At 61.9% G+C, this 26,434-nt stretch carries 22 protein-coding genes; 13 read left to right on the top strand and 9 right to left on the bottom strand.

The window, feature by feature from the left end:
* Positions 1 to 701 precede the first annotated feature (701 nt).
* Both DMX12_RS03690 and dprA read right to left on the bottom strand, forming a co-directional pair.
* Entirely contained in the window at positions 702 to 1,259 is a 558-nt protein-coding gene (locus DMX12_RS03690) for an L-threonylcarbamoyladenylate synthase (protein ID WP_015268440.1), read from the bottom strand.
* Positions 1,260 to 1,300: 41 nt separating this feature from the next.
* Entirely contained in the window at positions 1,301 to 2,398 is a 1,098-nt protein-coding gene (gene dprA, locus DMX12_RS03685; RefSeq protein WP_054906112.1) for a DNA-processing protein DprA, read from the bottom strand.
* A gap of 1,384 nt (positions 2,399 to 3,782) precedes the next feature.
* Between dprA and ltrA the strand changes: the two genes are divergently transcribed.
* The 6 genes from ltrA to DMX12_RS03655 all read left to right on the top strand — a co-directional run bounded on the left by ltrA (position 3,783) and on the right by DMX12_RS03655 (position 10,121).
* Complete coding sequence (gene ltrA / locus DMX12_RS03680; RefSeq protein WP_110676278.1) at positions 3,783 to 5,489, top strand: group II intron reverse transcriptase/maturase; 1,707 nt, start codon at positions 3,783 to 3,785, stop codon at positions 5,487 to 5,489.
* Between the two features lie 108 nt (positions 5,490 to 5,597).
* Complete coding sequence (gene def / locus DMX12_RS03675; RefSeq protein WP_009682343.1) at positions 5,598 to 6,104, top strand: peptide deformylase; 507 nt, start codon at positions 5,598 to 5,600, stop codon at positions 6,102 to 6,104.
* A 60-nt stretch (positions 6,105 to 6,164) separates the two neighbouring features.
* Entirely contained in the window at positions 6,165 to 7,097 is a 933-nt protein-coding gene (fmt, locus tag DMX12_RS03670; protein WP_110676276.1) for a methionyl-tRNA formyltransferase, read from the top strand.
* Complete coding sequence (gene rsmB / locus DMX12_RS03665; protein WP_110676274.1) at positions 7,094 to 8,404, top strand: 16S rRNA (cytosine(967)-C(5))-methyltransferase RsmB; 1,311 nt, start codon at positions 7,094 to 7,096, stop codon at positions 8,402 to 8,404. The genes fmt and rsmB overlap by 4 nt, the downstream gene beginning before the upstream one ends.
* A gap of 23 nt (positions 8,405 to 8,427) precedes the next feature.
* Positions 8,428 to 9,801 (top strand): Trk system potassium transporter TrkA, encoded by a 1,374-nt coding sequence (gene trkA, locus DMX12_RS03660; RefSeq protein ID WP_009682347.1) that lies wholly within the window; start codon positions 8,428 to 8,430, stop codon positions 9,799 to 9,801.
* An 11-nt stretch (positions 9,802 to 9,812) separates the two neighbouring features.
* The gene (locus DMX12_RS03655; RefSeq protein ID WP_029888062.1) at positions 9,813 to 10,121 is read left to right on the top strand and encodes a tetratricopeptide repeat protein; all 309 of its coding nucleotides are present in this window, start codon (positions 9,813 to 9,815) and stop codon (positions 10,119 to 10,121) included.
* 429 nt (positions 10,122 to 10,550) lie between these two features.
* Here DMX12_RS03655 and DMX12_RS03650 read toward each other — a convergent pair whose 3' ends face one another.
* Entirely contained in the window at positions 10,551 to 11,438 is an 888-nt protein-coding gene (locus tag DMX12_RS03650) for a lysophospholipid acyltransferase (RefSeq protein ID WP_009684691.1), read from the bottom strand.
* Between the two features lie 41 nt (positions 11,439 to 11,479).
* Positions 11,480 to 12,031, bottom strand: coding sequence for a DNA-3-methyladenine glycosylase I (locus DMX12_RS03645; protein WP_009684690.1), 552 nt, complete (start codon positions 12,029 to 12,031; stop codon positions 11,480 to 11,482).
* Positions 12,032 to 12,114: 83 nt separating this feature from the next.
* Here DMX12_RS03645 and glyQ point away from each other — a divergent pair, with 83 nt between their 5' ends.
* Genes glyQ through DMX12_RS03625 form a run of 4 tightly spaced genes read left to right on the top strand, consistent with a single transcriptional unit; the run spans position 12,115 to position 16,473 of the window.
* Positions 12,115 to 13,062: a glycine--tRNA ligase subunit alpha gene (gene glyQ / locus DMX12_RS03640; RefSeq protein WP_003253126.1), complete on the top strand. Its 948-nt coding sequence runs from the start codon at positions 12,115 to 12,117 to the stop codon at positions 13,060 to 13,062.
* Positions 13,059 to 15,110 carry a glycine--tRNA ligase subunit beta gene (gene glyS / locus DMX12_RS03635; protein WP_029886429.1) on the top strand — a complete coding sequence of 684 codons (2,052 nt, stop codon included), beginning with the start codon at positions 13,059 to 13,061 and terminating at the stop codon, positions 15,108 to 15,110. The genes glyQ and glyS overlap by 4 nt, the downstream gene beginning before the upstream one ends.
* A 3-nt stretch (positions 15,111 to 15,113) precedes the next feature.
* A complete protein-coding gene (gene gmhB, locus DMX12_RS03630) occupies positions 15,114 to 15,641 on the top strand; it encodes a D-glycero-beta-D-manno-heptose 1,7-bisphosphate 7-phosphatase (protein WP_110676272.1) in 528 nt (175 codons plus the stop codon).
* A 46-nt stretch (positions 15,642 to 15,687) separates the two neighbouring features.
* Positions 15,688 to 16,473, top strand: coding sequence for a 1-acyl-sn-glycerol-3-phosphate acyltransferase (locus tag DMX12_RS03625; protein ID WP_110676270.1), 786 nt, complete (start codon positions 15,688 to 15,690; stop codon positions 16,471 to 16,473).
* Positions 16,474 to 16,795: 322 nt separating this feature from the next.
* Here DMX12_RS03625 and DMX12_RS03620 read toward each other — a convergent pair whose 3' ends face one another.
* Positions 16,796 to 18,415 (bottom strand): MFS transporter, encoded by a 1,620-nt coding sequence (locus DMX12_RS03620; protein WP_009684686.1) that lies wholly within the window; start codon positions 18,413 to 18,415, stop codon positions 16,796 to 16,798.
* 97 nt (positions 18,416 to 18,512) lie between these two features.
* On the bottom strand, positions 18,513 to 20,159 hold the full coding sequence (locus DMX12_RS03615) for a GMC family oxidoreductase (RefSeq protein WP_110676268.1): 1,647 nt from the start codon (positions 20,157 to 20,159) through the stop codon (positions 18,513 to 18,515).
* A gap of 176 nt (positions 20,160 to 20,335) precedes the next feature.
* On the opposite strand from DMX12_RS03615, the gene DMX12_RS03610 reads away from it, so the two are divergent.
* On the top strand, positions 20,336 to 21,223 hold the full coding sequence (locus DMX12_RS03610) for a LysR family transcriptional regulator (RefSeq protein WP_029886432.1): 888 nt from the start codon (positions 20,336 to 20,338) through the stop codon (positions 21,221 to 21,223).
* On the opposite strand, the gene DMX12_RS03605 is transcribed toward DMX12_RS03610, so the two are convergent.
* The 3 genes from DMX12_RS03605 to DMX12_RS03595 are packed head-to-tail and all read right to left on the bottom strand — an operon-like array spanning position 21,212 to position 24,222.
* The gene (locus tag DMX12_RS03605) at positions 21,212 to 22,030 is read right to left on the bottom strand and encodes a sulfite exporter TauE/SafE family protein (protein ID WP_009684683.1); all 819 of its coding nucleotides are present in this window, start codon (positions 22,028 to 22,030) and stop codon (positions 21,212 to 21,214) included. The two genes, DMX12_RS03610 and DMX12_RS03605, sit on opposite strands and share 12 nt — an antisense overlap.
* Positions 22,027 to 23,298 carry an FAD/NAD(P)-binding oxidoreductase gene (locus tag DMX12_RS03600; protein WP_110676266.1) on the bottom strand — a complete coding sequence of 424 codons (1,272 nt, stop codon included), beginning with the start codon at positions 23,296 to 23,298 and terminating at the stop codon, positions 22,027 to 22,029. Before DMX12_RS03600 ends, DMX12_RS03605 begins: the two co-directional genes overlap by 4 nt.
* Positions 23,299 to 23,337: 39 nt before the next feature.
* Entirely contained in the window at positions 23,338 to 24,222 is an 885-nt protein-coding gene (locus DMX12_RS03595) for an MBL fold metallo-hydrolase (protein ID WP_110676264.1), read from the bottom strand.
* Positions 24,223 to 24,443: 221 nt separating this feature from the next.
* Here DMX12_RS03595 and DMX12_RS03590 point away from each other — a divergent pair, with 221 nt between their 5' ends.
* On the top strand, positions 24,444 to 25,736 hold the full coding sequence (locus DMX12_RS03590) for a sigma-54-dependent Fis family transcriptional regulator (RefSeq protein WP_029886434.1): 1,293 nt from the start codon (positions 24,444 to 24,446) through the stop codon (positions 25,734 to 25,736).
* A gap of 141 nt (positions 25,737 to 25,877) precedes the next feature.
* Positions 25,878 to 26,279 carry an RcnB family protein gene (locus DMX12_RS03585; protein ID WP_110676262.1) on the top strand — a complete coding sequence of 134 codons (402 nt, stop codon included), beginning with the start codon at positions 25,878 to 25,880 and terminating at the stop codon, positions 26,277 to 26,279.
* Positions 26,280 to 26,434: the final 155 nt, after the last annotated feature.

Genomic DNA, 26,434 nt, shown 5'->3' with positions numbered 1-26,434 from the left:
GGGTAGGGGTGGGTCGGGCACTATCTTTTTCATTGGAAACTCTCGCTTCAATGCCCCACCTATCCGTTACCACACGATTAGGTGGCAGCTGTACACGGGGTGGTAAACCGGAGAAAGTTCCCAAAACCCGGCAGGCACAAAGCCTCCCGCGTACAGCCGCCATTGACTGCCAGGAACTCTCCGGTTCGGGTTACCACACCCGATCGCCAAGTTATTCAGCGACGGTTGAAGCCTAAGGGCAGAGGTTCCCACTGAGAAGGTAATGGCAGGGGACGCGGCTCGTAGGATATTTCCCAAGCCGCAAGCTGGACAGCCATTTTGGTAAGATTCAGAAAACCCTGATCACGCAAATGGCAACAGGAGGCGCATGCACAGCACGTGAGAGAAAGGGCACTGCCTTGACCATGCTGGTTTGGAAGCGTAGCGTTTCTGCTTCAGGTTGTACTGGTGCGTCGGCTGAGCTCAAGTTATCCGGGCGAGTACATCCTTACCATTTGGGCCGCTTATGCGGCCTTTGTTTTTTGGGCAATCGGGCCTAGGCCACACCCTCAATCGATTTGGCGCACGCAGACCGCGTAACGGCAACCAGGCGCTCGATCTCATAAGCGAAGAAAGTTTCAAGGCTGGCACCCGTCAGCCCTCACACGATCACCCGCGAACCGAGACAAATCAGAAATCTGCGGAAGGCTTGTAGACAGATATCAGCCCGGGCGAACGACCTCGCCAGTAGCCAAATTCCGAATCACACTCGGATTCTTCCGCCCCCCCAGCGCCCCACCCAGCACCAGGTCTAGCTGGCCATGGAAGTACTGCTCCACCCGCAACCGGGTCTTCGCCGCCGGGCGCCCGCCGGGGTTGCACGAGGTGGAAATCAACGGCCCCACCAGCGCGCACAGTTCGCGCACCACCGGGTGGTCACTGACCCGCAGCGCTACGGTGTCATGCTGGCCGGTCACCCACTCCGGCAACAGGTCCTGGTGCGGCACCAGCCAGGTATTGGGCCCCGGCCAGGTGCTGCCCATACGGTCGATCCAGTCCTCGGGGAAATCTTCAAACAAAAAGTCGAACTGACGGATATTGTCGGCGACCAGGATCAGGCCTTTATCCACAGGCCGCGACTTCAGCGCCAGCAGGCGGTACACCGCGTCCTCGTTCCAGGGGTCGCAGCCCAGGCCCCAGACCGCTTCCGTTGGGTAGGCGATTACTGCGCCCGCCCGGATCTCACGTGCGGCTTGTTGCACACGAAAACTGCTTACCATTGCTGTTACTCCGCCTATGAACTTGCCTGTGCGCAGTGTACTTAGCCCGCGCGGGCAAACCAACGCCCGGCTTCATTGCTGACCCGCCCTTCCAGTTCCAGCTCGGTCAATTGCGCAAGCACTTCGGCCAGCGGCAACTCGCTGCAATGGGCCAGGCTTTCGCTGGTCTGGGGCGCCGCGTGCAGCAAGGCCAGCAGTGGGTGGTCGAACTTGTCCACAACCGCAGGTGGCAGGTTCTGCCAGCCCTGCAGGCTTTCCATGATCTGCTCCACGGTTTCCACCAGCAGCGCGCCGTCGCGAATCAACTGGTGGCAGCCCTTGGCCCCAGGGTGGTGGATGGAGCCCGGAATGGCATACACCTCGCGGCCTTGTTCTGCCGCCAGCCGCGCCGTGATCAGCGAACCACTGGCCAGGCTGGCCTCGACCACCAGCACGCCCAGCGACAAGCCACTAATGATGCGGTTACGCCGGGGGAAGTTGCTGGGCTGTGGCCCGGCATCCAGCGGGTACTCGGAAACCAGCGCGCCGCCGCTGTCGATAATCGCCTGGGCAAGCGCGGTGTGCCGCTGTGGATAAAGTTTTTGCAGCCCTGTGCCGAGCACCGCGATCGTACCCCCACCGGCCTGTATTGCGGCCCGATGAGCGGCGCCATCGATACCCACTGCCAACCCGCTGGTAATCGTGAAACCGGCCTGTGCCAGGTAACGGGAAAACGCCGCGGCAGTATCGAGGGCTGGCGGTGAAGCGCGCCTGCTTCCCACAATTGCCAGCTGCGGGCGCTCGAGCAGGGCAGGGTCGCCGGCGACAAACAGCAATGGCGGAGCGTCATCGATTTCCCCCAGCAGCGGTGGGTAACCAGGCCCGTCAAACATCAGTAAATGCTGGCCCGGCTGCTCTAGCCAGGCCATCGCCGCCAGCGCTCCGTCGCGCACTTCGGCACTACGCCGCGCGTCGATTGCTGCCTGGGGAATGCCTAACGCGCGCCAGGCGCCGGCCGGTGCGCACAGGGCAGAAGATGCGCTGCCAAACGCCTCCAGCAATGTGCAGAAACGCCGCAGGCCTGTGTCCGGCAAGCGGTGCAGACGCAGCCGCGCCTCCAGTTCAGCCGGCGCAACAGGCGACGAATGGTGATTCGACATGGGGATCATCCTTGATCTGAAAAGGGCCATCGGCGTGGCACAAGCTGTGGATAACTGTGTTGATAACGGTTTGACAACCTGTCTATCGAATAGCCGACAAGCAGGCCCTGAAAACCCTAGACGAGCTTTCACAGGTGCTGAAATCCACGTTTGCCTTTATTATGTGTGCTCAGGTGCGACACGCGTAGCGTGTCTCCGGTCCCAAGCTGTCGGGTCAGCTTGAGAGATTCCCCAAAGGAATCAAATACTTGGGTATCCATCCCCTTGAACCAAAACCCGCCCAGAAGTCCCTCGCCTTAAAGGACCGGCCGCAGCGGCGGTGGCGAAACCCCTAGGTCGCTAAGCACTCGGTAGCGCGACTGCGGGCCGATTTTATCGGTCTTGGAGTGCCATTCGTCGGAAAGTGATATGTACGAAATGAGTCATGACACATTTGGCATCATTTGCCTCACTAGCCTCCTAATCTTCTGCTTAGGACTGGCAACGTGGGCTAACTGGCCAGAAATCAAGAAACGTTTCAAACGGTCACCTCCACGACACTAACTCAAGCCCTTGCGGCTTCAACCCTTGCGGGAGAAATCCCCGCTGGGGCTTCTCCTGCCTCAAAACAGGAGATACTCAACTCAGGCGAGCTGCCACAGCAGTCCCCGCCCCCCCAAAACGGAGACATGAGCGAAAGCTCTGTCTGTCATTGTCCAACCATCGCCAGTACGGGATGGCAGCGGACTCGTTGTGCGACCAACGGTAGCCTACGACGGCGTGCATCACTAGTAATGGTGGTGTTCGAAGCCCGTCCGACAATGTAGCCCCCCTTCAAGGGGTGCCGTTCTCCTGTGAGGGAGACAGCAGATACTCGGAGCAGTACCGGGTTGAGGCGCTAGGCTGACTGGTACGGCCAACATACGTGAACTGCTACTAAACACCGTAAACATAGCCAAGCCAAAGCTGCTGATAGGCTTGAACCAAAAGGTACGTGATCGGTTACCCCCGTCTGAGCTGGGGGTACGTCGCCTTACAAGATCACCGGTGAAAAGGCAGGTCCTAACCCAGTCGTGTGACAGATAGGGAACGTGGTAAGCCCGTATCGCTGCCCTTGGGCAGGTGAACCGTAAGGAACACTGTTGGCGGTGCGGGTATGGGATCGCAGAGAAAGCGAATGTCAGGCTGTAATGGCTTGGATAGGGGTTGGAACATCACCCCACGGGAAACCGGGCAGACTTCTGCGTGGTCTTCCGTCGCAATAACTCTGACTGAGACCGTCTCATTAACTTCAGGGCTTGGCTTCACTGGCCCTTGATAATCCTACCCTGACGGGGTGCATGCACCCCTCAGTGGGGTACGTGCGCCTTCCGCTCGGGTGGTTTCACTTTGAGAGGAAAGCAGCATGAAAGAGCTCAGCCAGCAAGGTGAGTCTGCGCTTTCCGGCACTCCGCAGCAGTGGCACGACGTCGATTGGCGCCGGGTCCAGCGAAATGTCCGGGGAATGCAGATGCGAATTGCGAAGGCTTGTCGGGAGGGCAAATGGCGCAGAGTCAAATCTCTGCAACGGATGCTCACCCGCTCGAAGTCGGCCAGATACTTGGCCGTACGGAGAGTCACGGAAAATCAGGGGCGCCGCACGGCGGGAGTCGATAAGCAACTCTGGGATACACCCAACGCAAAATGGAATGCAGTTGGTCAGTTGAAGACGCGGGGATACAAGGCTCGGCCACTACGGCGAGTCTACATCCCGAAGTCGGACGGACGGGAACGCCCACTGGGCATACCGACCATGACGGACAGAGCCATGCAAGCGCTATACATGCTGGCCCTGTCTCCCATCGCTGAAACCCAAGGCGATCCGAATAGCTACGGTTTCAGGATCGAACGTTCCACGGCGGATGCGATGGCGCAGTTGTTCTTGTGTCTATCCAAACGGGCCTCGGCCTGCTGGGTATTGGATGCAGACATCGAAGGGTTCTTCGACAACATCAACCACGACTGGCTATTAAGGAACGCCCCCACGGATGTACGGATTCTCCGGCAATGGTTAAAAGCTGGAGTTATCCACAAGGGGCAATTGCATGCGACGGATGCGGGTACGCCGCAAGGAGGGATTATCTCTCCAACATTGGCAAACCTAGCACTGGATGGTCTGGAATCGCTTCTGAAGCAGTATCTAGGAGTGGTAAGAGCCAAGAAGCTGAAGGTGAATGTGGTGCGATACGCAGACGACTTCGTGATCACAGGTGCCTCTCCAGAGGTACTGGAGAACGAGGTAAAACCTTGGGTAGAGCAGTTCCTCGCGACGCGGGGGCTGCGGCTGTCACTCAAGAAAACGCAAATCACCCACATCGACGAAGGCTTCGACTTCCTGGGATGGAATTTCCGGAAATACGACGGAACGTTACTGATCAAACCGAGCAGGAAGAACGTCAAGGCGTTCTACAGCAAGGTAAGAGAGGTGATTGACTCTCACAAGACGGTTAAGCAAGAGGACCTGATCCGAATGCTCAACCCAAAACTGAGAGGCTGGGCGCTATACCACCAACCAGTAGTCGCGAAGCAAGCGTATAGCCAGATGGACAACAGGGTCTTTATTAAACTCTGGCGTTGGGCGAAAAGGCGGCACCCCAACAAGTCCCTCGACTGGGTAAGGAAGAAGTATTTCCGGACCTCAGGCGACAGGAGTTGGGTGTTTGCCACCACGGTGATAGATGAGGCAGGAAACAAAAGGGAGACCGAGCTGTACTCACTCGCGAGTACACCGATCGAGCGACACAAGAAGGTGAGTGGGGATTACAATCCCTACGATCCCACCATGGAGGCTCAAGGCGAGAAACTGCGGATGGACCGGATGCTGAGCAAGCTCAAGTACCGGAAACAAATCAACAGCCTCTTCGCCAGCCAAAATGGATTGTGTTTGCTCTGTAAGCATCCGATAACCAGGGAGACAGGGTGGCATGACCACCACGTCATCCACCGCTCCCTTGGCGGTGGAGACGAACTGGCCAATCGGGTACTCTTACATCCTAACTGTCACAACCAGCTCCACACCCGTGGTCTGTATGTGGACAAACCGGCTTCCATGGGAAGCTTAGTGAAGGCTTGAGCCGTATGCGCTGACAAGGCGCACGTACGGTTCTTAGGGGGGAGTGGGCCAGCAATGGCCGGCTCCCACCCGACTTTTCAACCAAACGCACAGTGACTGCCTGACCTTATGGCCATCTTGAACATTCTCGAATTCCCCGACCCGCGCCTGCGCACTATCGCCAAGCCGGTGACAGTGTTCGACGACGCCCTGCGTCAGCTGATCGACGACATGTTTGAAACCATGTACGAAGCCCCCGGCATCGGCCTGGCCGCGACCCAGGTCAACGTGCACCAGCAGGTCGTGGTGATGGACCTCAGCGAAGACCGCAGCGAACCGCGAGTCTTCATCAACCCTACGGTCGAAGAGCTGACCGACGACATGGGCCAGTACCAGGAAGGTTGCCTGTCGGTGCCGGGCTTCTACGAGAACGTCGACCGCCCGCTGCGGGTACGGGTAAAAGCCCAGGACCGCGACGGCAAGCCGTTCGAGCTGGAGTGCGAAGGCTTGCTGGCGGTCTGCGTGCAGCACGAATTCGATCACCTCAACGGCAAGCTGTTTGTCGACTATCTGTCGCAGCTCAAACGCGACCGGATCAAGAAGAAACTGGAAAAGCAGCACCGCCAACAAGCCTGATCCCCACCTTCCAGAAGGCTTGCTCCGGCAAGCCTTTTTCTTTTTTGAAGCGAGAACTCCATGCGCATCGTCTTTGCAGGCACCCCAGAGTTTGCTGCCGAACACCTCAAGGCCCTGCTCGACAGCCCTTACGAGATCGTGGCCGTCTACACCCAGCCTGACCGCCCTGCCGGCCGTGGCCAGAAGCTGATGCCCAGTGCGGTCAAGGCGCTGGCGGTGGCCCATGGCATCCCGGTACTGCAGCCGCAAACCCTGCGCAACGCCGAGGCGCAAGCGGAACTTGCCGCACTGCAGCCAGACTTGATGGTCGTGGTTGCCTACGGCCTGATTCTGCCGCAGGCGGTGCTGGATATCCCCCGCCTGGGCTGCATCAACAGCCACGCCTCCTTGCTGCCGCGCTGGCGCGGTGCAGCGCCGATCCAGCGTGCCGTGGAAGCCGGCGATACCGAAAGCGGTGTCACCGTGATGCGCATGGAAGCCGGCCTGGATACCGGCCCGATGCTGCTCAAGGTAACCACCCCGATCAGCGCCGAGGACACCGGCGGTAGCCTGCATGACCGCCTTGCGCAAATGGGCCCGCCCGCCGTCGTGCAGGCCATCGCCGGCCTGGCCGACGGGTCGCTGCAAGGCGAGGTGCAAAACGATGCCCTGGCCACTTATGCACACAAGCTGAACAAGGACGAAGCGCGCCTGGACTGGTGCCGCCCGGCCGTCGAACTGGAGCGCCTGATCCGTGCCTTCAACCCATGGCCGGTGTGCCACAGCACCCTCGATGGCGAGAGCGTGAAGGTGCTGGCAGCCAACGTGGCGGCAGGCAAAGGTGAGCCGGGCGAGATCCTGTCCGCCAGTAAAGATGGCCTTGTGGTTGCCTGTGGTGACCAGGCACTGAGCCTGACCCGCCTGCAATTGCCCGGTGGCAAGGCGCTGAGCTTCAGCGACCTGTTCAACAGCCGCCGCGAGAAGTTCGCCGCCGGCAAGGTACTTGGCCAATGAACCCACGCCTCGCCGCCGCCCGTGCCCTTGCCGCAGTACTCAGCGGCAAGGCTTCATTGAACAGCTCGCTGCCGGTACAACTGGACAAGGTCGATGAGCGCGACCGCGGCCTGACCCAGGACCTGGCGTTCGGCACTGCACGCTGGCAGCCCCGGCTCGACCTGCTGGCCGCCCAGCTGCTGCAGAAGCCGTTCAAAGCCGCAGACGCCGATGTGCAGGCGCTGCTGCTGGTCGGCCTGTACCAGCTGTTCTACACCCGTATTCCGGCCCACGCCGCAATTGGCGAGACCGTGGGTTGTGCCGACAAACTGAAGAAACCCTGGGCCAAGGGCCTGCTCAATGCCGTGCTGCGCCGCGCCCAGCGCGAAGGCGAAGCGCTGCTGGCCGGCATGGAGCGCGACCCCGTGGTACGCACCGCCCACCCGCGCTGGCTGCAAAAGGCGCTGAAGGCCTTCTGGCCAGAGCAGTGGGAGGCCATTTGCGCCGCCAACAATGCGCACCCGCCGATGATCTTGCGGGTCAACCGCCGTCATCACAGCCGTGACGCCTACCTGGGCCTGCTGGCCGACGCGGGCGTTGCCGCCAGCGCCTGCCACTACAGCCGCGATGGCATCGTGCTGGCCGAAGCCTGCGACGTACGTGGCCTGCCAGGCTTCGCCGAGGGCTGGGTGAGTGTGCAGGACGAAGCCGCGCAGTTGTCCGCTGACTTGCTGGAGCTGGCCGCCGGCCAACGCGTGCTCGACGCCTGTTGCGCGCCCGGCGGCAAAACCTGCCACCTGCTGGAAGCCGAACCAGGCCTGGCTCACCTGACAGCCATCGACCTTGAGGCCAAGCGCCTGACCCGCGTGCGCGAGAACCTCGACCGCCTGCAACTCGATGCCGAGCTGATCGCCTGCGACGCCCGCGACACTGCCAGCTGGTGGGACGGCAAACCGTTCCAGCGCATCTTGCTGGACGCCCCCTGCTCGGCCACTGGCGTGATCCGCCGCCACCCGGATATCAAGCTGACCCGCCAGGCCGACGACATTCCGGCCCTGGCCGCGCTGCAAGGTGAACTGCTCGATGCCCTGTGGCCGACACTGGAAGTGGGCGGCATGCTGCTGTATGCCACGTGCTCCAGCCTGCCGACCGAGAACACGCAAGTGATCGAGGCCTTCCTCGCCCGCACCCCCGGCGCGCGGGAGCTGGACCTGGCCACCGAGGCCGGCCTGCGCCAGCCGCACGGCCGCCAGTTGCTGGCTCAGGAAGGCGGCCACGACGGGTTCTACTATGCCAAGCTGATCAAGATCGCCGCCTCGCGCGGGTAAGCACAAAGGGTAGGGAGTAGCGGATGAAAATCATCATCCTCGGCGCAGGGCAAGTGGGCGGTACGCTGGCAGAGCACCTGGCCAGCGAGGCCAACGACATTACCGTGGTCGATACCGACGGCGACCGCCTGCGCGACCTGGGCGACCGCCTGGACATCCGCACCGTGCAAGGCCGCGGCTCGCTGCCGACGGTGCTGCGCCAGGCCGGTGCCGACGACGCCGACATGCTGGTGGCGGTAACCAACAGCGACGAAACCAATATGGTTGCCTGCCAGGTGGCCTATTCGCTGTTCCACACCCCGACCAAGATTGCCCGGGTACGCGAGTCGGCCTACCTGACCCGTGAAGAGCTGTTCGACAATGACCACATCCCGGTCGACGTGCTGATCAGCCCCGAGCAGGTGGTGACCAACTACATCAGGCGCCTGATCGAACACCCAGGGTCGCTGCAGGTGATCGACTTCGCCGAAGGCAAGGCGCAGCTGGTGGCCGTGAAGGCTTACTACGGCGGGCCGCTGGTGGGCCAGCAGCTGCGCCAGATCCGCGCGCACATGCCTAACGTGGATACCCGTGTGGCCGCCATTTTCCGCCGCGACCGGCCAATCACCCCGCGTGGCGACACGGTGATCGAAGCCGATGACGAGGTGTTCTTCATTGCCGCGAAAAAAGACATTCGGGCAGTGATGGGCGAGTTGCGTCGTATCGACCAGACCAACAAGCGCATCGTCATTGCCGGTGGTGGCCAAATTGGCGAGCGCCTGGCCGAAGCCATCGAAAGCCGCTATCAGGTGAAGATCATCGAGATGAGCCCAGCCCGCTGCCGGCACCTGTCCGATACGCTAGACAGCACCGTGGTGTTGCAGGGCAGCGCCTCGGACAGGGACCTGATGCTGGAAGAAAACATCGCCGACGCCGATATCTTCCTGGCCCTGACCAACGATGACGAAGCCAACATCATGTCGTCGCTGCTGGCCAAGCGCCTGGGTGCAGGCAAGGTGATGACCATCATCAACAACCCAGCCTACGTCGACCTAGTGCAGGGGGGTGAGATCGACATTGCCATCAGCCCGCAGCTGGCGACCATCGGCACCCTGCTGGCCCACGTGCGCCGGGGCGACATTGTCAGCGTGCACTCGCTGCGCCGTGGCGCAGCCGAAGCGATCGAGGCGGTGGCCCATGGCGATGCCAAGTCGAGCAAGGTCGTTGGCAAGGCGATAGCGGACATCAACCTGCCACCGGGGACCACGATCGGCGCGATCATCCGTGCCGAAGAGGTCATGATTGCCCACGACAACACCCTGATCGAATCGGGTGACCATGTGATCCTGTTCGTTGTGGATAAAAAGCACATTCGCGATGTGGAGAAGCTGTTCCACGTCGGCTTGAGTTTCTTCTAGGAGCAAAAGGCATGCGCGAGTCGCTGGAGAAGATGCTGGCCAAGGGTGTGGATAACCCGTTGCTGCGTTTCGGGCTGGGCAAGGCCTGGCTGGATGAAGGTAACGGTGCAGAAGCTGCGGTGCACCTGGCGCGCTGTGTAGAGCAGGACCCGAAGTACTCGGCAGCGTGGAAGCTGCTGGGCAAGGCCTGTCAGTTGCAGGGTGACCTGCCAGCGGCGCGCAAGGCCTGGGAGGATGGGATCGTGGCGGCACAGGCCCACGGGGACAAGCAGGCCGAGAAAGAGATGACCGTTTTTCTCAAGAAGCTGAACAAGGCTTGAGATAGCCGGGGCTGCTTTGCAGCCCATCGCAGGCAAGCCCCCCCCCACGGGGATCGCATCAGGGCTGACATGTGTTTGCCACAAGGTATGCAGCGCCTGTGAGATCGAGCGCCGCCCGCGCGGCGCATCGCGAGCTGCGCTCGCTCCTACGTTTGTTTCGGGCCAATTATTCCTGTGGGATTCGCGCGCGAACGCCTTGGTGCATGCCTCAATATCGCGCCGTACAAACAAGGCGGCCGCGCGCGCCTGTCACAGGCGTTACTGGCCCGAAACAAACGTAGGAGCGAGCGCAGCTCGCGATTGCGCCGCGCGGGCGGCGCTCGATCTCACAGGCGCTGCATATCTTGTGACAAACACCTATCAGCCCTGATGCGATCCCTGTGGGAGCTGGCGTGCCAGCGAATGGGGCGCAGAGCGCCCCCAGAGATCTCAATACCAGCGCGGCTCGCCAGCCGGGCGCTTCTTGAAGCGCTTCATGCTCCACATGTACTGGCTCGGGTACTCGCGCACATAACGCTCGACCACCTTGCTCATCGCCGCCGCCGACTCATTCACGTCGGTGCTGTACATCGCTTGCGGCGCGGCTTCGAGAAACACCTTGAAACCCGAGCCATCCGGCAGGCGCAAGGCATGCAGGAACACCCCCACTGCCTTGCCGCCCGCCAGCATGTTCGGCACGAACTTGCTGGTCAGTGCCTGGGTACCGAGAAATGGCACGAACACGCCTGCCGATTCGGCCGGCTCCGGGTCAGCGGGGATGCCCACCTGGCCGCCCCGGCGCACCTCCTTGATCACGCTGAGAATGCCTTCCTTGGTCGAAGGCGCAACGCGGTTGCCCATCTGTACGCGCTGCTCACGCAGCAGGTCATCCACAGCCTTGAGCTTGGGCGGGCGGTAGAAAATGATCGGCTTGCACTGGTTGCAATAGAAGTGGTTGAGCACCTCCCAGTTACCCAGGTGGCTGGTGATGCCCACCACGCCCTTGCCAGACGCCAGGGCTTGCTCCAGCACTTCCAGGCCGTGCACTTCCTTGACCAGTTCCAGCGAGCGCTGTGGCGGCCAGATCCAGGCACAGGCGCTTTCCACAAACGACTTGCCAATGTCCCGCAAGGCTTGGCCAACCAGTTGCTCACGGGCAACCGGGTCCATCTCGGGGAAACACTTGGCCAGGTTGATGCGCACCACGTTGCGTGAACCGTTGGGGATCTTCCACATCAGCCAGCCGATGCCGGCGCCCACGCGCTGTACAGCGCCCCAGGGCAGCTTGGCAAACAGGCGCAGCACCCCGACCATCAGGGCGCCCTTGAACTTTTCCACAGGCGAATTCCTTATTTCAGCAAGGCGCGCATTGTAACCCTTCAACGAACCAGGGCGGCGTAACGATCGCAATCGATGGTGTGGTCCATGACCATGCCGGTGGCTTGCATGAAGGCATAGCAGATGGTCGGGCCGACAAAGGTGAAGCCGGCTTTCTGCAGCGCCTTGCTCATGGCCTTGGCCTCGTCGGTGACCGCCGGCACGTCAGCGCGGCCTTGGAAGTGATTGATCTTCGGCGCACCGCCCACGAACGACCACAGCCATTCGGCGGGGTTATCCACAGCCAGCCAGGCCTGCGCATTGCGCCGGGCAGCCTTGAGTTTGAGGCGGTTGCGGATGATCCCGGGGTCCTGCATCAGCGCTTCGATGCGTTCGTCGCTGAGGGTGGCCAGTTTGACCGGGTCGAACCCGTGCATCACCTCGCGGTAACGCTCGCGTTTGCGCAAAACGGTGATCCATGAAAGCCCGGCCTGGAACCCTTCGAGCAAAAGCATCTCGAACAGCAACGCCGGATCGCGCTGCGGCGTTCCCCATTCCTGGTCATGGTAGGCCTGGTACAACGGATCGTCGGTACACCAAAAGCAGCGTGGCATAAGGCTCCAATGAGTAGAGGGCGAGGCGAATCAGGTTATACTCCCGCTCTTTACATCCGCATCCCCAGATACAGGTGAATTTCGTGAGCCAGCCTACGCCAGCCGTGCGTACCTTCCAAGACCTGATCCTCGCCCTGCAAAACTACTGGGCAGCTCAAGGTTGTGTGGTGCTTCAGCCCTACGATATGGAAGTAGGCGCCGGCACTTTCCACACCGCAACGTTCCTGCGCGCCGTGGGTCCAGAAACCTGGAACGCCGCCTACGTGCAGCCTAGCCGTCGCCCTGCCGACGGGCGGTATGGCGAAAACCCCAACCGCCTACAGCACTACTACCAGTTCCAGGTGGTGCTCAAGCCGAACCCGGCCAACTTCCAGGAGCTGTACCTGGGCTCGCTGAAAGCCATTGGCCTGGACCCGCTGGTGCACGACATTCGCTTTGTCGAAGACAACTGGGAATCGCCGACCCTCGGCGCCTGGGGCCTGGGCTGGGAAATCTGGCTGAACGGCATGGAAGTCACCCAGTTCACCTACTTCCAGCAGGTAGGTGGCATCGAGTGCTACCCGGTCACCGGTGAAATCACCTACGGCCTCGAACGCCTGGCCATGTACATCCAGGGCGTCGATTCGGTCTATGACCTGGTGTGGGCCGACGGCCCGTTCGGCAAGGTCACCTACGGTGACGTGTTCCACCAGAACGAGGTGGAGCAGTCGACCTACAACTTCGAACACGCCAACGTCGACAAGCTGTTCGAATTGTTCGACTTCTACGAAAGCGAAGCCAACCGCCTGATCAAGCTGGAGCTGCCGCTGCCGACCTATGAAATGGTGTTGAAGGCCTCGCATACCTTCAACCTGCTGGACGCCCGCCGCGCCATCTCGGTGACCGAGCGCCAGCGCTACATCCTGCGTGTGCGTACCCTGGCCCGGGACGTGGCGCAAAGCTATCTGCAAGCCCGCGCACGCCTGGGCTTCCCGATGGCCACCCCCGAACTGCGTGACGAAGTGTTGGCTAAGCTGGAGGCTGCACAATGAGTGCTCAAGATTTCCTGGTAGAACTGGGCACCGAAGAGCTGCCTCCCAAGGCCCTCGCCAGCCTCGGCGACGCCTTCCTGGCCGGCATCGAAAAGGGCCTGCAGGCCGCTGGCCTGAACTATACCGGCAAGCAGGTCTATGCTGCGCCGCGTCGCCTGGCCGTGCTGATTCGCCAGCTGGACGTGCAGCAGCCTGACCGCAGCATCAACATCGACGGCCCCCCCCTGCAGGCTGCTTTCAAAGACGGCGAGCCGACCCAGGCTGCCCTGGGCTTTGCCAAGAAGTGCGGTGTAGAGCTGGCCGAAATCGACCAGAGCGGCCCAAAGCTGCGTTTCTCCCAGCACATCCCAGGCAAAGCGACCGTCGGCTTGCTGCCGACCATCGTCGAGGACTCGCTGAACGATCTGCCCATTCCCAAGCGCATGCGCTGGGCCGCCAGCCGTGAAGAGTTCGTGCGCCCGACCCAATGGCTGGTCATGCTGCTGGGCGACCAGGTGGTCGATTGCACCATCCTGTCGCAGAAGGCTGGCCGTGAATCCCGTGGCCACCGCTTCCACCACCCGGAAAACGTGCTCATCACTGCCCCCGCCAACTACGTCGAAGACCTGCGCAAAGCCTACGTGCTGGCCGACTTCGCCGAGCGCCGCGAGCTGATCAGCAAGCGTACCGCAGAGCTGGCCATGCAGCAGGAAGGTACGGCCATCGTGCCACCGGCGCTGCTGGACGAAGTGACCGCGCTGGTCGAGTGGCCGGTGCCGCTGGTGTGCTCGTTCGAGGAGCGTTTCCTCGAAGTGCCGCAGGAAGCCCTGATCACCACCATGCAGGACAACCAGAAGTACTTCTGCCTGCTGGACAGCGAAGGCAAGCTGCTGCCGCGCTTCATCACCGTGGCCAACGTTGAAAGCCGCGACCCGAAGCAGATCGTGCAAGGCAACGAGAAAGTCGTGCGCCCACGCCTGACCGACGCCGAATTCTTCTTCAAGCAGGACAAGAAGCAGCCGCTGGAAACCTTCAACGAGCGCCTCAAGAACGTGGTCTTCCAGGCTCAGCTGGGCACTGTGTACGACAAGGCCGAGCGCGTTTCCAAACTGGCTGCCTTCATCGCCCCGCTGATCGGCGGCGACGCCCAGCGCGCCGGCCGGGCCGGCCTGCTGTCGAAATGCGACCTGGCCACTGAAATGGTCGGCGAATTCCCCGAGATGCAGGGTGTTGCCGGTTACTACTACGCGCTCAACGACGGTGAGCCGCAAGACGTTGCCCTGGCGCTGAACGAGCAGTACATGCCACGCGGGGCTGGTGCCGAGCTGCCGCAAACCCTCACCGGTGCCGCCGTGGCCATCGCCGACAAGCTCGACACCCTGGTGGGCATCTTCGGCATCGGCATGCTGCCAACCGGCAGCAAAGACCCTTACGCCCTGCGCCGTGCAGCGCTGGGTGTGCTGCGTATCCTGATCGAGAAGCAGCTGGACCTGAACCTGACCGGTGCGGTGGAATTCGCGGTCAAGCAGTTCGGTGCCAAGGTCAAGGCTGCCGGCCTGGCCGAGCAGGTGCTGGAGTTCATCTTCGACCGCCTGCGTGCGCGCTACGAAGACGAAGGCATCGACGTGGCCACCTACCTGTCGGTACGTGCCCTGCAGCCAGGCTCGGCGCTGGACTTCGACCAGCGTGTTCAGGCGGTGCAAGCGTTCCGCAAGCTGCCCGAAGCCGAGGCCCTGGCCGCGGTCAACAAACGTGTGTCGAACCTGCTGAGCAAGGCCGAAGGCGCCATCGCCGAGCAGGTCGAGCCGAAGTACTTCGACAATGCCAACGAGTTCTCGCTGTACTCGGCCATCCAGCAGGCCGACCAGGCCGTGCAACCGATGGCTGCTGCACGGCAGTACAGCGAATCGCTGGCCCGCCTGGCAGCCCTGCGCGACCCGGTTGATGCCTTCTTCGAGGCGGTCATGGTCAACGCCGAAGACGCCAAGGTACGTGCCAACCGCTACGCCCTGCTCAGCCGCCTGCGCGGCCTGTTCCTGGGTGTGGCCGACATCTCGTTGCTGGGGTAAGCCTTGAAACTGCTGATTCTCGACCGTGACGGGGTGATCAACTACGACTCCGACGCCTACATCAAGACGCTGGAAGAGTGGGTCCCGATCCCTGGCTCGGTCGCAGCGATCGCGCAGTTGAGCAAGGCGGGCTGGACGGTGGCCGTTGCCACCAACCAGTCCGGTATCGCCCGTGGCTATTACCCGCTGGCAACCCTCGAGGCCATGCACGCGCGCCTGCGCGCGCTGGTGGCCGAGCAGGGCGGCGAGGTTGGCCACATCGTGTATTGCCCGCACGGCCCGGATGAAGGCTGCGATTGCCGCAAGCCCAAGCCAGGCATGCTGCGGGCGATCGCCGAGCATTACCAGGTCGGCCTTGAAGGCGTCTGGTTCGTTGGCGACAGCAAAGGTGACCTGGAGGCCGCCCTGGCCGTCGGTGCACAACCCGTGTTGGTGAAAACCGGCAAAGGTGAGTGGACCCTGGCAAAAGGTGTTCCGGAAACTACACTGATTTTCGACGATCTGGCAGCTATCGCCAGAGAACTAATTTAAACAGTGCGCCTGCGGGCGCATTTTTCTCAGGCGGGCATGCCCCGCAATGGTACAAGCCACTATGTCGATCCTGCAGGCGATCAGAATCTTTCTTTTTTACCTGCTGCTGGGCACCAGTTCGTTGCTGTGGTGCTCGCTGAGCTTTTTCGTCGCGCCGTTTCTGTCGTTCCCCAAGCGCTACAAGTTCATCAATGTGTACTGGTGCCGCTGTGCCTTGTTCCTCGTGCGGACGATTCTGGGCATCGACTACAAGATCACCGGTGCCGAGAACGTGCCGGCCGAGCCTTGCGTGATCCTGTCGAACCACCAAAGCACCTGGGAAACATTCTTCCTGTCGCAGTACTTCTCGCCGCTTAGCCAGGTGCTCAAGCGCGAACTGCTGTACGTGCCGTTCTTCGGCTGGGCCATGGCCATGCTGCGGCCGATCGCGATCAACCGCGACAACCCGAAGGAGGCACTGCGCCAGGTCGCGAGCAAGGGCGATGAGCTGCTCAAGCAGAAGACCTGGGTGCTGATCTTCCCGGAGGGCACCCGCGTGCCGTTCGGCACGGTCGGCAAGTTCTCGCGCGGGGGCACCGCGCTGGCAGTCAATGCCGGGCTGCCGGTACTGCCGATTGCCCACAACGCCGGCAAGTTCTGGCCGAAAACCGGTTGGGGCAAGCGCTCGGGCACCATCGAGGTGGTGATTGGCGAGCCGATGTACGCCAACGGCACCGGGCCACGGGCCATTGCCGAGCTCAACGACCGCGCTCAGGCGTGGAATGAAGCGACCCAGCGGGCCATGGGCTCGCTGCCGCCAGCAGCAGAAAAACCGCAGGAGCAGATGGCGTGATATCTGTGGATAACTTGTGAGCACTTTTTCGTTGAAATGCTTGAAGTAATCGCTAAGTTATTGAATTGGCTGTTTATTTTTGCGTATGACATTTTTCTGAAAAGCGTGCATAAGTTTTTTCGGGGCATAAGAAAACCGGCTTATACAGCCGGTTTTTTTATGGGCTCCATTTCCAGTACGCATCGCTTTGTGTAGGAGCGGCCTTGTGTCGCGATGGGCCGCAAAGCGGCCCCGGCAATGTGTGCATCAAGGCAGAAATCCTGGGGCCGCTGCGCGGCCCATCGCGACACAAGGCCGCTCCTACAAGGATCCGCGCCAGCTTTCAGATCTTGTCGATATCCACATCCTTGGTTTCTTTCAGGCAGAAAATCCCCACCACAAGGCTGATGCCGGTCACCAGGATCGGGTACCAAAGCCCGTAGAAAATGTCCCCGGTGTACACCACCAGTGCAAACGACACGGTGGGCAGGAAGCCGCCGAACCAGCCGTTGCCAATGTGGTAGGGCAGCGACATCGAGGTGTAGCGAATGCGGGTCGGGAACAGCTCGACCATCACTGCGGCCAACGGGCCGTAGGTCATGGTCGCGATCAGGATCATCGCCACGATCAGCACCACGACCATCACCTGGTTGACCTGCGCGGGGTCAGCCTTGGCCGGGTAGCCTGCCTGCTCCACTGCCGCACGCATCGCGGCTTCGTCAAAGCCGTTGATGGTCTTGTCGCCCACATTCACCACTACCTCGCTGCCGGCTACGCTGACCGAGCTGTAAGGCAGGCCCTGTTTGACCAGGAAGGTCTTGACCTTGTCGCACGGGCTGTCGAAACGGGCCTTGCCGACCGGATCGAACTGGAACGTGCAGCCTTGCGGATCAGCAGTGACCACGATCGGCGCCTGGCGGCTGGCGGCGTCAATTTGTGGGTTGGCATAGTGGCTCAAGGCCTTGAACAGCGGGAAGTACAGCACCGTGGCCAGCAGCAAGCCCAGCATCAGGATCGGTTTGCGCCCGATACGGTCCGACAGCCAGCCAAAAAACACGAAGAACGGCGCACCGATCACCACGCTGATGATCAGCAGGGTATTGGCCTGGGCCGGGTCTACCTTCAGCATCTGGGTCATGAAGAACAGCACGTAGAACTGCGCGGTGTAGAAGGTCACCGCTTGCCCGGCATTGATACTGAACAGTGCGGTCAGTACGACTTTGAGGTTCGGCCACGAGGTGAACGACTCCCGGATCGGCGACTTGCTGACCTTGCCCTGGGCCTTCATTTTCACGAAGGCTGGCGACTCATGCATGCTCATGCGGATCCAGGTGGAAATGCCCAGCAGCACGATCGACAGCAGGAACGGCAGGCGCCAGCCCCAGGTTTCGAACTGATCGCCACTGACATAGCGGCTGCCCAGTACCACCAGCAACGACAATAACAGGCCTAGGGTGGCGGTGGACTGAATGAAGCCGGTGTGGAAACCGCGCTTGCCCGGGGGGGCATGTTCGGCCACATAAGTGGCTGCACCACCGTACTCCCCGCCCAGCGCCAGGCCCTGCAGCATGCGCAGTATCACCAGAATGATCGGTGCGGCGATGCCGATACTGGCATACGTAGGCAGCAAGCCCACGGCAAAAGTGGACAGCCCCATCAATACGATGGTGACCAGGAAGGTGTATTTGCGCCCGATCATGTCCCCCAGGCGGCCGAACACCAATGCACCGAACGGCCGCACAAGGAAGCCGGCAGCGAAGGCCATGAGGGCGAAGATGAAAGCGGTGGTGTCGTTCACACCCGCAAAGAACTGCTTGCTGATGACCGCTGCCAACGCGCCATAGAGAAAAAAGTCATACCACTCGAACACCGTCCCGAGGGATGACGCGAAAATGATCTTGCGTTCTTCACGACGGTTGGAACTGCCGGCCGCCGCAGCCTGCTCTTGAATGTAATCCGACATCGTTGCTGTCCTCGGCCCGCAGGCCACAGTGATTATTCTTGTTGTTCCACTGTCGGCAGCCTTCGACCGCAAGCTGCCGCTACTGCACGCACCCGGGTCAGGGCGTCGGTAACGCGTCTTCGTTCAGGTAGGTCTGGGTAGCAGCTCCTTTGAGAATCAGTTGTGCCGCCTTTTCGGCGATCATCAGGGTGGGGGAACAGGTATTGCCTGAGGTGATCTGCGGCATGATCGAGGCATCGGCCACGCGCAGGCCGGGGATGCCATGCACGCGCAGCTGGTTATCCACAACGTCCATCGCGCCATTGCCCATACGGCAGGTACCCACCGGGTGGAAAATGGTAGTGCCGATCTTGCCGGCAGCCTCAATCAGGTCCTGTTCGCTTTGCAGGGTCGCGCCAGGCAGATATTCCTCGGGCTCGAATACGGCCAGGGCAGGGGCCTGAACGATGCGCCGGGTAAAGCGGATGGCATCGGCGGCCACCTGCAGGTCCTGGGGGTCGCTCAGGTAGTTGGGGTCGATCAGCGGCGTGCTGTGCATGTCGGTGCTGCGAATATCGATACGCCCAAGGCTGGCCGGGCGCAGGTTGCAGACCGAGGCGGTAAAGGCCGGGAAGCGGTGCAACGGCTCGCCGAAGCGCTCCAGCGACAGCGGCTGCACGTGGTACTGCAAGTTGGCGGTGGCCTGGTCCGGGCTGGAGCGTACGAACGCGCCCAACTGGCTCGGGGCCATGGCCAGCGGGCCGCTGCGGTCGTAGAGGTAGCGCAGGCCCATGCCCATCTTGCCCCACAGGCTGTTGGCCATCTGGTTCAAGGTGCGGGTATTGCGGATCTGGTAGATCAGCCGCAGTTGCAGGTGGTCTTGCAGGTTGCCACCCACCCCTGGCATGTCGTGGCGAACGCCAATACCCAGGCTTTCCAGTAATTGCCGTGGACCAATGCCGGAGCGTTGCAGGATGCCCGGGGAACCGACCGCCCCAGCACACAGCACGATCTCGCGGCGAGCCGCAAACTCGTGCCAGGCGCCTTGCCAGAATGCTTTCACCGCACGTGCGCGGGTATTGTTGAGCAGCACCTGGTCAACCTGCACACCCGTAAGCACGGTGAGGTTGGCGCGGTGCTGAACCGGCCGCAGAAACGCCTTGGAGGCATTCCAGCGCACGCCACTGCGTTGGTTGACCTGGAAATAACCACACCCCTGGTTATCGCCCGTGTTGAAGTCATCCACCTTGGCGATGCCGCTTTGCTCGGCGGCGTCGCGGAAGGCATCCAGTATCGGCCAGCTGTAGCGCTGGCGTTCGACCCGCCACTCGCCACCGCCGCCATGGTGTTCGCTGGCGCCAGCAAAGTGGTTTTCACTGGCCTTGAACAGCGGTAGCACGTCCTTCCAGGCCCAGCCGGGGTTGCCCTGTTCGGCCCAGTGGTCGTAGTCGGCAGCCTGGCCACGCATATAGATCATGCCATTGATGGAAGAGCAGCCGCCCAGCACCTTGCCGCGCGGGTAGCCCAATGCGCGCCCACCCAGGCCGGGCTGGGCTTGGGTCTTGAAGCACCAATCGGTGCGTGGGTTGCCAATGCAGTAGAGGTAACCCACGGGAATGTGAATCCAGGGATAGTTGTCCCGTCCACCCGCTTCCAGCAGCAGCACGCGGCAAGCAGGGTCGGCGGACAAGCGGTTGGCCAGCAGGCACCCGGCGGGGCCGGCGCCTACCACCACGTAATCGAAGACAGGATCGGCTGATGGCATGTGCAACCTCGGGCCTGATAATTATTCTTGTCCCGATCCATCTTAGTGCGTAATTTCGTGGGTGAAACACGCGATTTCGCGCAGCGGTTGTGCGTTTTAGCACAGCGGCACGTCTGTACTGGCCCTCTCGCGGGTTCATCCGGAAAAGGGCTAGACGAACAGCCACAAGGATCAGCATGTTCGATTGGAACGATCTGCGGTTTTTCCTCGAATTGCAGCGCAGCGGCCGCCTGCTTACCGCCGCCAAGCGCCTCAATACCACCCACAGCACCGTGGCCCGGCACATCGAGCGCATCGAAGAAAGCCTGGGCACGGCCTTGTTCGTGCAACACGCCCAAGGCTATGAGCTGACCCCTTCGGGCCAGGCCCTGCTCAAGCACGCCGAAGCCATGGAGAACGTCGCCCTGCTGGCCCAGGAAGAAATCACCCAGGCCATCACCCCTCTGGGCAAGATTCGCCTGGGGGTCACCGAAGGCATTGGCATCATGTTCTTCACCCCGCGCATGAACGCGCTGTTCGAGCGCTACCCCGGGCTGGAAGTGGAGCTGGTGGCAGTGCCGAGGTTCGTCAGCATCCTCAACCGCGAAGCCGAGATCAGTATTCACCTGGAGCGGCCCAACGCCGATTTGCTGATCACGCGCAAACTCACCGACTACCGCCTGGCCCTGTATGCCAGCCAGGGCTACCTCGACCGCGCACCACCCCTGCGCAACCGCGAGGATCTGGCCCGCCACAGCTGGATCGGCTACGTCGACGACCTGCTGTTCAGCCAGGAGCTGCTGTTTCTCAACAGCTTCTGCCGGGCGCCCAATGTGGTCTTCCGCAGCACCAGCGTGATTGCCCAGCAGGTGGCCGCACGTGCTGGGCTGGGCATTGCAGTGCTGCCCAACTACATGGCCCGGCACGACCCGACCCTGGTCCGCGTACTGCCTGGCGAAACCATCCAGCGCAGTTACTGGATCTGTACCCGCCGCGAGCTGCACAAGTCGGTGCGCCTGCGGGTCGTATGGGATTACCTGCTGGCGCTGTGCGCAGAGCAACAGGGCGAGCTGTTAGCTCAGTAATGCCTTGCTGGCCAGCAGCAGGGCAGCGGCGCAACCTGCCACGGCAAACATCTGCTGCAGGCGTGGGCCGGCCAACCTGGCCGCCAGGGGGCGCGCCAGCAGCAAGCCAAGCACGGCGCCGACAGCGAACGGGCCACCCACTTGCCAATGCAGGACACCTGCAAGGCTGGCACTGATCACACTGCCGGCAGACACCAAGGCAATCACCGCCAGCGACGTGGAGACGATCGTGGCCATGCGCAGGTTGGTATAGCGGTTGAGCGCCGGAATGATCACGAACCCGCCCCCCACACCGAGCAGGCCAGACAGCAAGCCGGACAGCGCACCGGTGAATGCCAGGGCGCGAGCGCAGGGCAGGGTCCAGCGCAAGCGACCCTGCAGCGGGTTCAGCACACAAGGCTCGATAAAGCGATGCGCATCGTTGGCTTCGCCACGCAGCTCCCTGGCCGCCTTGCGCCAGATACGCAGGCAGGCGTAGGTGAGCACACCGGCGAACACCAGTTGCAACGGCGTATTGGGCAAACGGTGCGCCAGCATCAACCCCAGTGGCGCTGCCGCCACCCCGATCAAGGCGATGAACAGTGCCGCCCGATAGCGCACCAGGCCGCGACGCAAACCCAGTACCGCGCCCACGGCTGCCGCCAGGCCAACCGCCAACAAGCCGACCGGTGCCGCCTCGACCATCGACAGGCCAAGGCCGAACACCAACAGGGGCACGGCAAGAATGCCTCCGCCGGCGCCCGTCAACGCCAGCACGGCGCCGATGATGGCCCCCAGGGCTGCGCCAAGCAGTTGAGTTTCGATCACTGCCCGCCCTCTGCTACCAACGGTTGTGGCCGTGCCAGCCACTCCCGCCCCTTGAGCATGCCTTGCCAGTACAGCGGCGGCAGGGCCTGGGCCTTGAGCAACCAAGCCAGGCGGCTCGGCTTGCGACCGTCCAGCAACCAGTTGGGGAAGCTGGGCGCCAGCTTGCCACCATAGGTGAACTCGGCCAGCACGATCTTGCCGCGCTCGACCGTGAGCGGGCATGAGCCGTAACCGTCGTACTGGGCCAGTGTCTGCAACCGCCCCAGCGCTACCAGCACATTATTGGCCACTACCGGAGCCTGCTTGCGGGCCGCTGCAGCGGTCTTGGCGTTGCTGGTATTGGCCACATCGCCCAAGGCGTGAACAGTGCTGTACTGGCGATGGCGCAGGGTGTGCGGGTCTACATCGACCCAGCCGGCACTGTCGGCCAATGGGCTTTCACGAATGAAGTCCGGGGCGACTTGCGGCGGAACCACATGCAGCATGTCGAAGGCCTCGACGCGGGTTTCGCTGCTGCCATCGGGCAGGCTACGCACGAAGGTGGCGCGTTGGTTGGGGCCGTCCACGGCGGCCAGCCGATGGCTGAAATTGAGGTCCACGGCATATTTTTCGATGTACTGCATCAAGGCAGGCACGTAGTCGGCCACACCGAACAAGACTGCGCCGGCATTGAAGAAGCTGGCTTTGATCGCGCCCAGGTGACCGTGGCGTAGCCAATGGTCGCACGACAGGTACAGCGCCTTCTGTGGCGCGCCGGCGCACTTGATAGGCATGGGCGGCTGGCTGAACAGGGCACGGCCGTGCTTGAGCTTTTGCACCAGCTCCCAGGTATAGGGCGCCAGGTCGTAGCGGTAATTGGAGGTGACCCCGTTACGGCCCAAGGTCTCGCTGAGCCCATCAATGGCCGCCCAATCGAGCTTCAGGCCAGGGCAAACCACCAGTTGTTCATAGCCGATGGCCCGGCCATCTTCGAGCATGACCAACTGGCGCACCGGGTCGAAACCCTGGACGCGCGCCTTTACCCAGCGCACCCCGCTCGGAATCGTCGAAGCCATGGTGCGGGCAGTGCTCGCCGCGTTGAAAACACCAGCGCCGACCATGGTCCAGCCAGGTTGGTAGTAGTGCACCTCGGCTGGGTCGATCAAGGCCACATCCAGGGACGCGTCGCGGCTGATCAGGCTGGATGCAGTGGCGATACCGGCGGCACCGGCACCGACGATGACCACTGTGTGGTGGTCGGGATGGGTAGTGGACGACAAGGCAGGCATGGCAATAAATCCTGGAAATCTGGTTATAGGGCAGGGCGCTTACAGCGTGTTCAGCGGGATCTTCAAATACCTGACGCCGTTGGCTTCCGGCTCCGGGAAGTGGCCACTGCGCATGTTCACCTGCACCGACGGCAGGATCAGCACCGGCATGTCGAGGGTTTTGTCGCGGGCCTCGCGCATGGCGACGAAGCTGTCCTCGTCGATACCCTGGTGGATGTGGATATTGCTGGCGCGCTGCTCGGCAACGGTGGTGACGTACCGCATTTCGCGACCACCTGGCAGGTAGTCGTGGCACATGAACAGGCGGGTCTGGTCAGGGAACGCCAGCAAGCGCCGGATCGAGCGGTACAGCGTACGGGCGTCGGCGCCGGGGAAATCGCAACGGGCAGTACCGTAGTCAGGCATGAACAAGGTGTCGCCGACGAACACCGCGGTCTCACCCGCATCCTCGATCATGAAGCTCATGCATGCAGGCGTGTGCCCAGGGGTGTGCAATGCACGCGCATGCAGGTTGCCGATGCGGAAACCTTCCTCGTCTTCGAACAGCACATCGAACTGGCTGCCATCACGGGCAAAGCCAGGCTCGGCGTTGAACAGGCTGCCAAAAACCTTCTGCACCTGGGTGATGTGCGCACCAATGGCGGTATGGCCGCCAAGCCTCTCCTTCAGGTAGGCCGCTGCCGATAGGTGGTCGGCATGCACGTGTGTTTCAAGTATCCAGCGCACGCTGGCGTGCAATTCAGCCACGCGCTCGACCAGCCGATCTGCTGAGGCAGTACAGGTGCGCCCGGCCTTGGGGTCGTAATCCAGCACGCTGTCGATCAACGCGCACTGCCGGGTTTCACGGTCCATGACCAGGTAGCTGATGGTCGAGGTCGCCTCATCGTAAAAGGCGTCCACGTGAAGGTTGTTGCCGATGATCATCACGTTCTCCAGTTATCCGCCGCGTCTATTCAAGGCGTAGGCAGTGACAGGAGGTTTATCAAGATGCATGCCAGGCTCTTAATCGTGCCGGGCCCAACGAAACCGGAGCAGTGCTGACAGCACCTGGCTGAATTGGCAGCACGATTGGCAGTCGACTGTCAGCCAATGGCAGTGTTTGGCAGTCCTTGTTACCCTGCATCCATCATCCGAACGGTGCTGTCATGCCTGAAACCCATCCGTTTATCCTGGCGCTGGTTTCCTACCTCGAGCACGATGCCCTGCCGACCATCGTGCTGGACACCGACTACAACATCCTGGCAGCCAATGCTGCGTATCGCCGCCAGTTCGGCCAGCACGAACAAGCACCCCTCGGGGAAAAGTGCCACAGGGTGTCGCACCACTATGCCGTGCCATGCGACCAGGCTGGCGAACATTGCCCCATGCGCAAAGCCTGGGACAGCAAGGTCGCGGAGCGCGTGTTGCACATTCACCACACGCCACGCGGGCCCGAGCACGTGGATGTAGAGCTGCGGCCGATCCTGGACGAACAGGGTACGGTCGTAGCCTTTGTCGAACGCTTGACCACCATCACGCTGGCCTCGGCCCAGCCGCAAGAGCAAGGGCTGGTCGGCCGTGCGCCGGCCTTCAAGGCAGCCCTGGCCAGCCTGCAACGCGCGGCGCCAGCGCAGATCCCTGTCTTGCTGCAAGGTGAGTCAGGCACCGGCAAGGAGCTGTTCGCCCGTGCGCTGCACATGGGTAGCGCCAGGGCAAACGGCCCACTGGTGGTGGTGGACTGCACCGGCTTGACCGAGTCATTGTTCGAGAGCGAACTGTTCGGGTACGAAAAAGGCGCGTTCACCGGTGCCAACCAGCGCAAGATCGGCCTGGCCGAAGCCGCCCATGGCGGCACGCTGTTCCTTGATGAAATTGGTGAAGTGCCGCTGGCGATGCAGGTGAAGCTGTTGCGCCTGATCGAGTCTGGCAGCTTCCGCCCGGTAGGCAGCCTGCGCACAGTGCATTCGGATTTCCGCCTAGTATCGGCCACGCACAAACCCCTCAGGCAAATGGTTGCCGATGGCAGCTTCCGTGAAGACCTGTACTACCGCATCAGCGGCTTCCCGATTCGCCTGCCGGCACTGCGTGAGCGGGTAGAGGACCTTCCCTTGCTGGCGCAGAGCCTGCTGCAACGCATGGCGGGCACATCGGTCCCCAGCTTGAGTGACGATGCCTTGCAGCGCCTTGCCTTGCATCCGTTCCCGGGCAACATCCGCGAGCTGCGCAATGTTCTGGAACGGGCGCGGTTGTTCGCTGATGATGGGGTGATCAGGCCGGAGCACCTGCCTGAGGACATCGGCGCGCAAACGCCGGTGAGCCGTGGCGCAAAGCGCCGTGACCTCGGTGAACTGGCCCAGGCTCTGGAACAGTTCAAAGGTTCGCGCAGTGAGCTGGCGCTTCATTTGGGCATGAGCGAACGCACGCTGTACCGTCGCTTGAAAGCGCTTGGGCTACGCTAGCTTCGTGTTTTTGCCAGGCCACCTTTACCGGACCTTTACCTCTGTCCTGACATTAAACGATCTGGTTCATGGTCTGATTGGTTAACCGTACCCGGTAACTGAAAGATTCAGCCGGGCGTTAATACACAGAGGACCGCAACGATGAAAAAGACCGTGACCATGATTTGCGCGGCGCTGATGCTCAGCGCACCTCTGGCAAGCTTCGCGCAGCCTGGCCCACCTGACCGTCATGATGGCGGCCCAGGGCACCCAGGCAACCCGCCCCACGCTCAGCCGCAGGGCCGCCACGACAATGGCCGCGGGCCTGCTTATCGCGACCCGAACTTCCACCCGCAAAAAGGCATGCCGGTGCCCCACCAGCAGTGGCGCCGCGGCCATGTGGTCGACCCGCATTACCGTGGTGACCGTTACTGGGTAACCGACTGGAAGGCGCGGCACCTGTATGCACCTCCGCGCGATCACCGCTGGTTGTACGTGAACGGTGACTACGTACTGGTCGCCATCGCCAGCGGAGTGATCGTCAACATTCTCAGCGGCTACTGATGTGTGGGAACACGCTGTTCAGTTAGCAGTCGGGGCTGCCCTGCGGCCCATCGCAGACAAGCCAATTCTCACAAAACCGCGCATTATTTGATGTGTGCGCTGTGCCTGCGGGAGATGGCTTGCTTGCGATGGGCTTAACTAGGCGCCCGCATACG

This window comes from Pseudomonas sp. MB-090624, from assembly GCF_003205245.1.
Classification (GTDB): domain Bacteria; phylum Pseudomonadota; class Gammaproteobacteria; order Pseudomonadales; family Pseudomonadaceae; genus Aquipseudomonas; species Aquipseudomonas juntendi.
Note: the sequence above shows the minus strand (reverse complement) of the source record. Positions and strands in the feature narration are given on the sequence as shown.

Coding starts and splice junctions, on each gene's coding strand:
- DMX12_RS03690 (WP_015268440.1), bottom strand. CDS start 1,259: ATGGTAAGCAGTTTTCGTGTGCAACAAGCCGCACGTGAGATCCGGGCG.
- dprA (WP_054906112.1), bottom strand. CDS start 2,398: ATGTCGAATCACCATTCGTCGCCTGTTGCGCCGGCTGAACTGGAGGCG.
- ltrA (WP_110676278.1), top strand. CDS start 3,783: ATGAAAGAGCTCAGCCAGCAAGGTGAGTCTGCGCTTTCCGGCACTCCG.
- def (WP_009682343.1), top strand. CDS start 5,598: ATGGCCATCTTGAACATTCTCGAATTCCCCGACCCGCGCCTGCGCACT.
- fmt (WP_110676276.1), top strand. CDS start 6,165: ATGCGCATCGTCTTTGCAGGCACCCCAGAGTTTGCTGCCGAACACCTC.
- rsmB (WP_110676274.1), top strand. CDS start 7,094: ATGAACCCACGCCTCGCCGCCGCCCGTGCCCTTGCCGCAGTACTCAGC.
- trkA (WP_009682347.1), top strand. CDS start 8,428: ATGAAAATCATCATCCTCGGCGCAGGGCAAGTGGGCGGTACGCTGGCA.
- DMX12_RS03655 (WP_029888062.1), top strand. CDS start 9,813: ATGCGCGAGTCGCTGGAGAAGATGCTGGCCAAGGGTGTGGATAACCCG.
- DMX12_RS03645 (WP_009684690.1), bottom strand. CDS start 12,031: ATGCCACGCTGCTTTTGGTGTACCGACGATCCGTTGTACCAGGCCTAC.
- glyS (WP_029886429.1), top strand. CDS start 13,059: ATGAGTGCTCAAGATTTCCTGGTAGAACTGGGCACCGAAGAGCTGCCT.
- DMX12_RS03625 (WP_110676270.1), top strand. CDS start 15,688: ATGGTACAAGCCACTATGTCGATCCTGCAGGCGATCAGAATCTTTCTT.
- DMX12_RS03620 (WP_009684686.1), bottom strand. CDS start 18,415: ATGTCGGATTACATTCAAGAGCAGGCTGCGGCGGCCGGCAGTTCCAAC.
- DMX12_RS03615 (WP_110676268.1), bottom strand. CDS start 20,159: ATGCCATCAGCCGATCCTGTCTTCGATTACGTGGTGGTAGGCGCCGGC.
- DMX12_RS03610 (WP_029886432.1), top strand. CDS start 20,336: ATGTTCGATTGGAACGATCTGCGGTTTTTCCTCGAATTGCAGCGCAGC.
- DMX12_RS03600 (WP_110676266.1), bottom strand. CDS start 23,298: ATGCCTGCCTTGTCGTCCACTACCCATCCCGACCACCACACAGTGGTC.
- DMX12_RS03595 (WP_110676264.1), bottom strand. CDS start 24,222: ATGATCATCGGCAACAACCTTCACGTGGACGCCTTTTACGATGAGGCG.
- DMX12_RS03590 (WP_029886434.1), top strand. CDS start 24,444: ATGCCTGAAACCCATCCGTTTATCCTGGCGCTGGTTTCCTACCTCGAG.
- DMX12_RS03585 (WP_110676262.1), top strand. CDS start 25,878: ATGAAAAAGACCGTGACCATGATTTGCGCGGCGCTGATGCTCAGCGCA.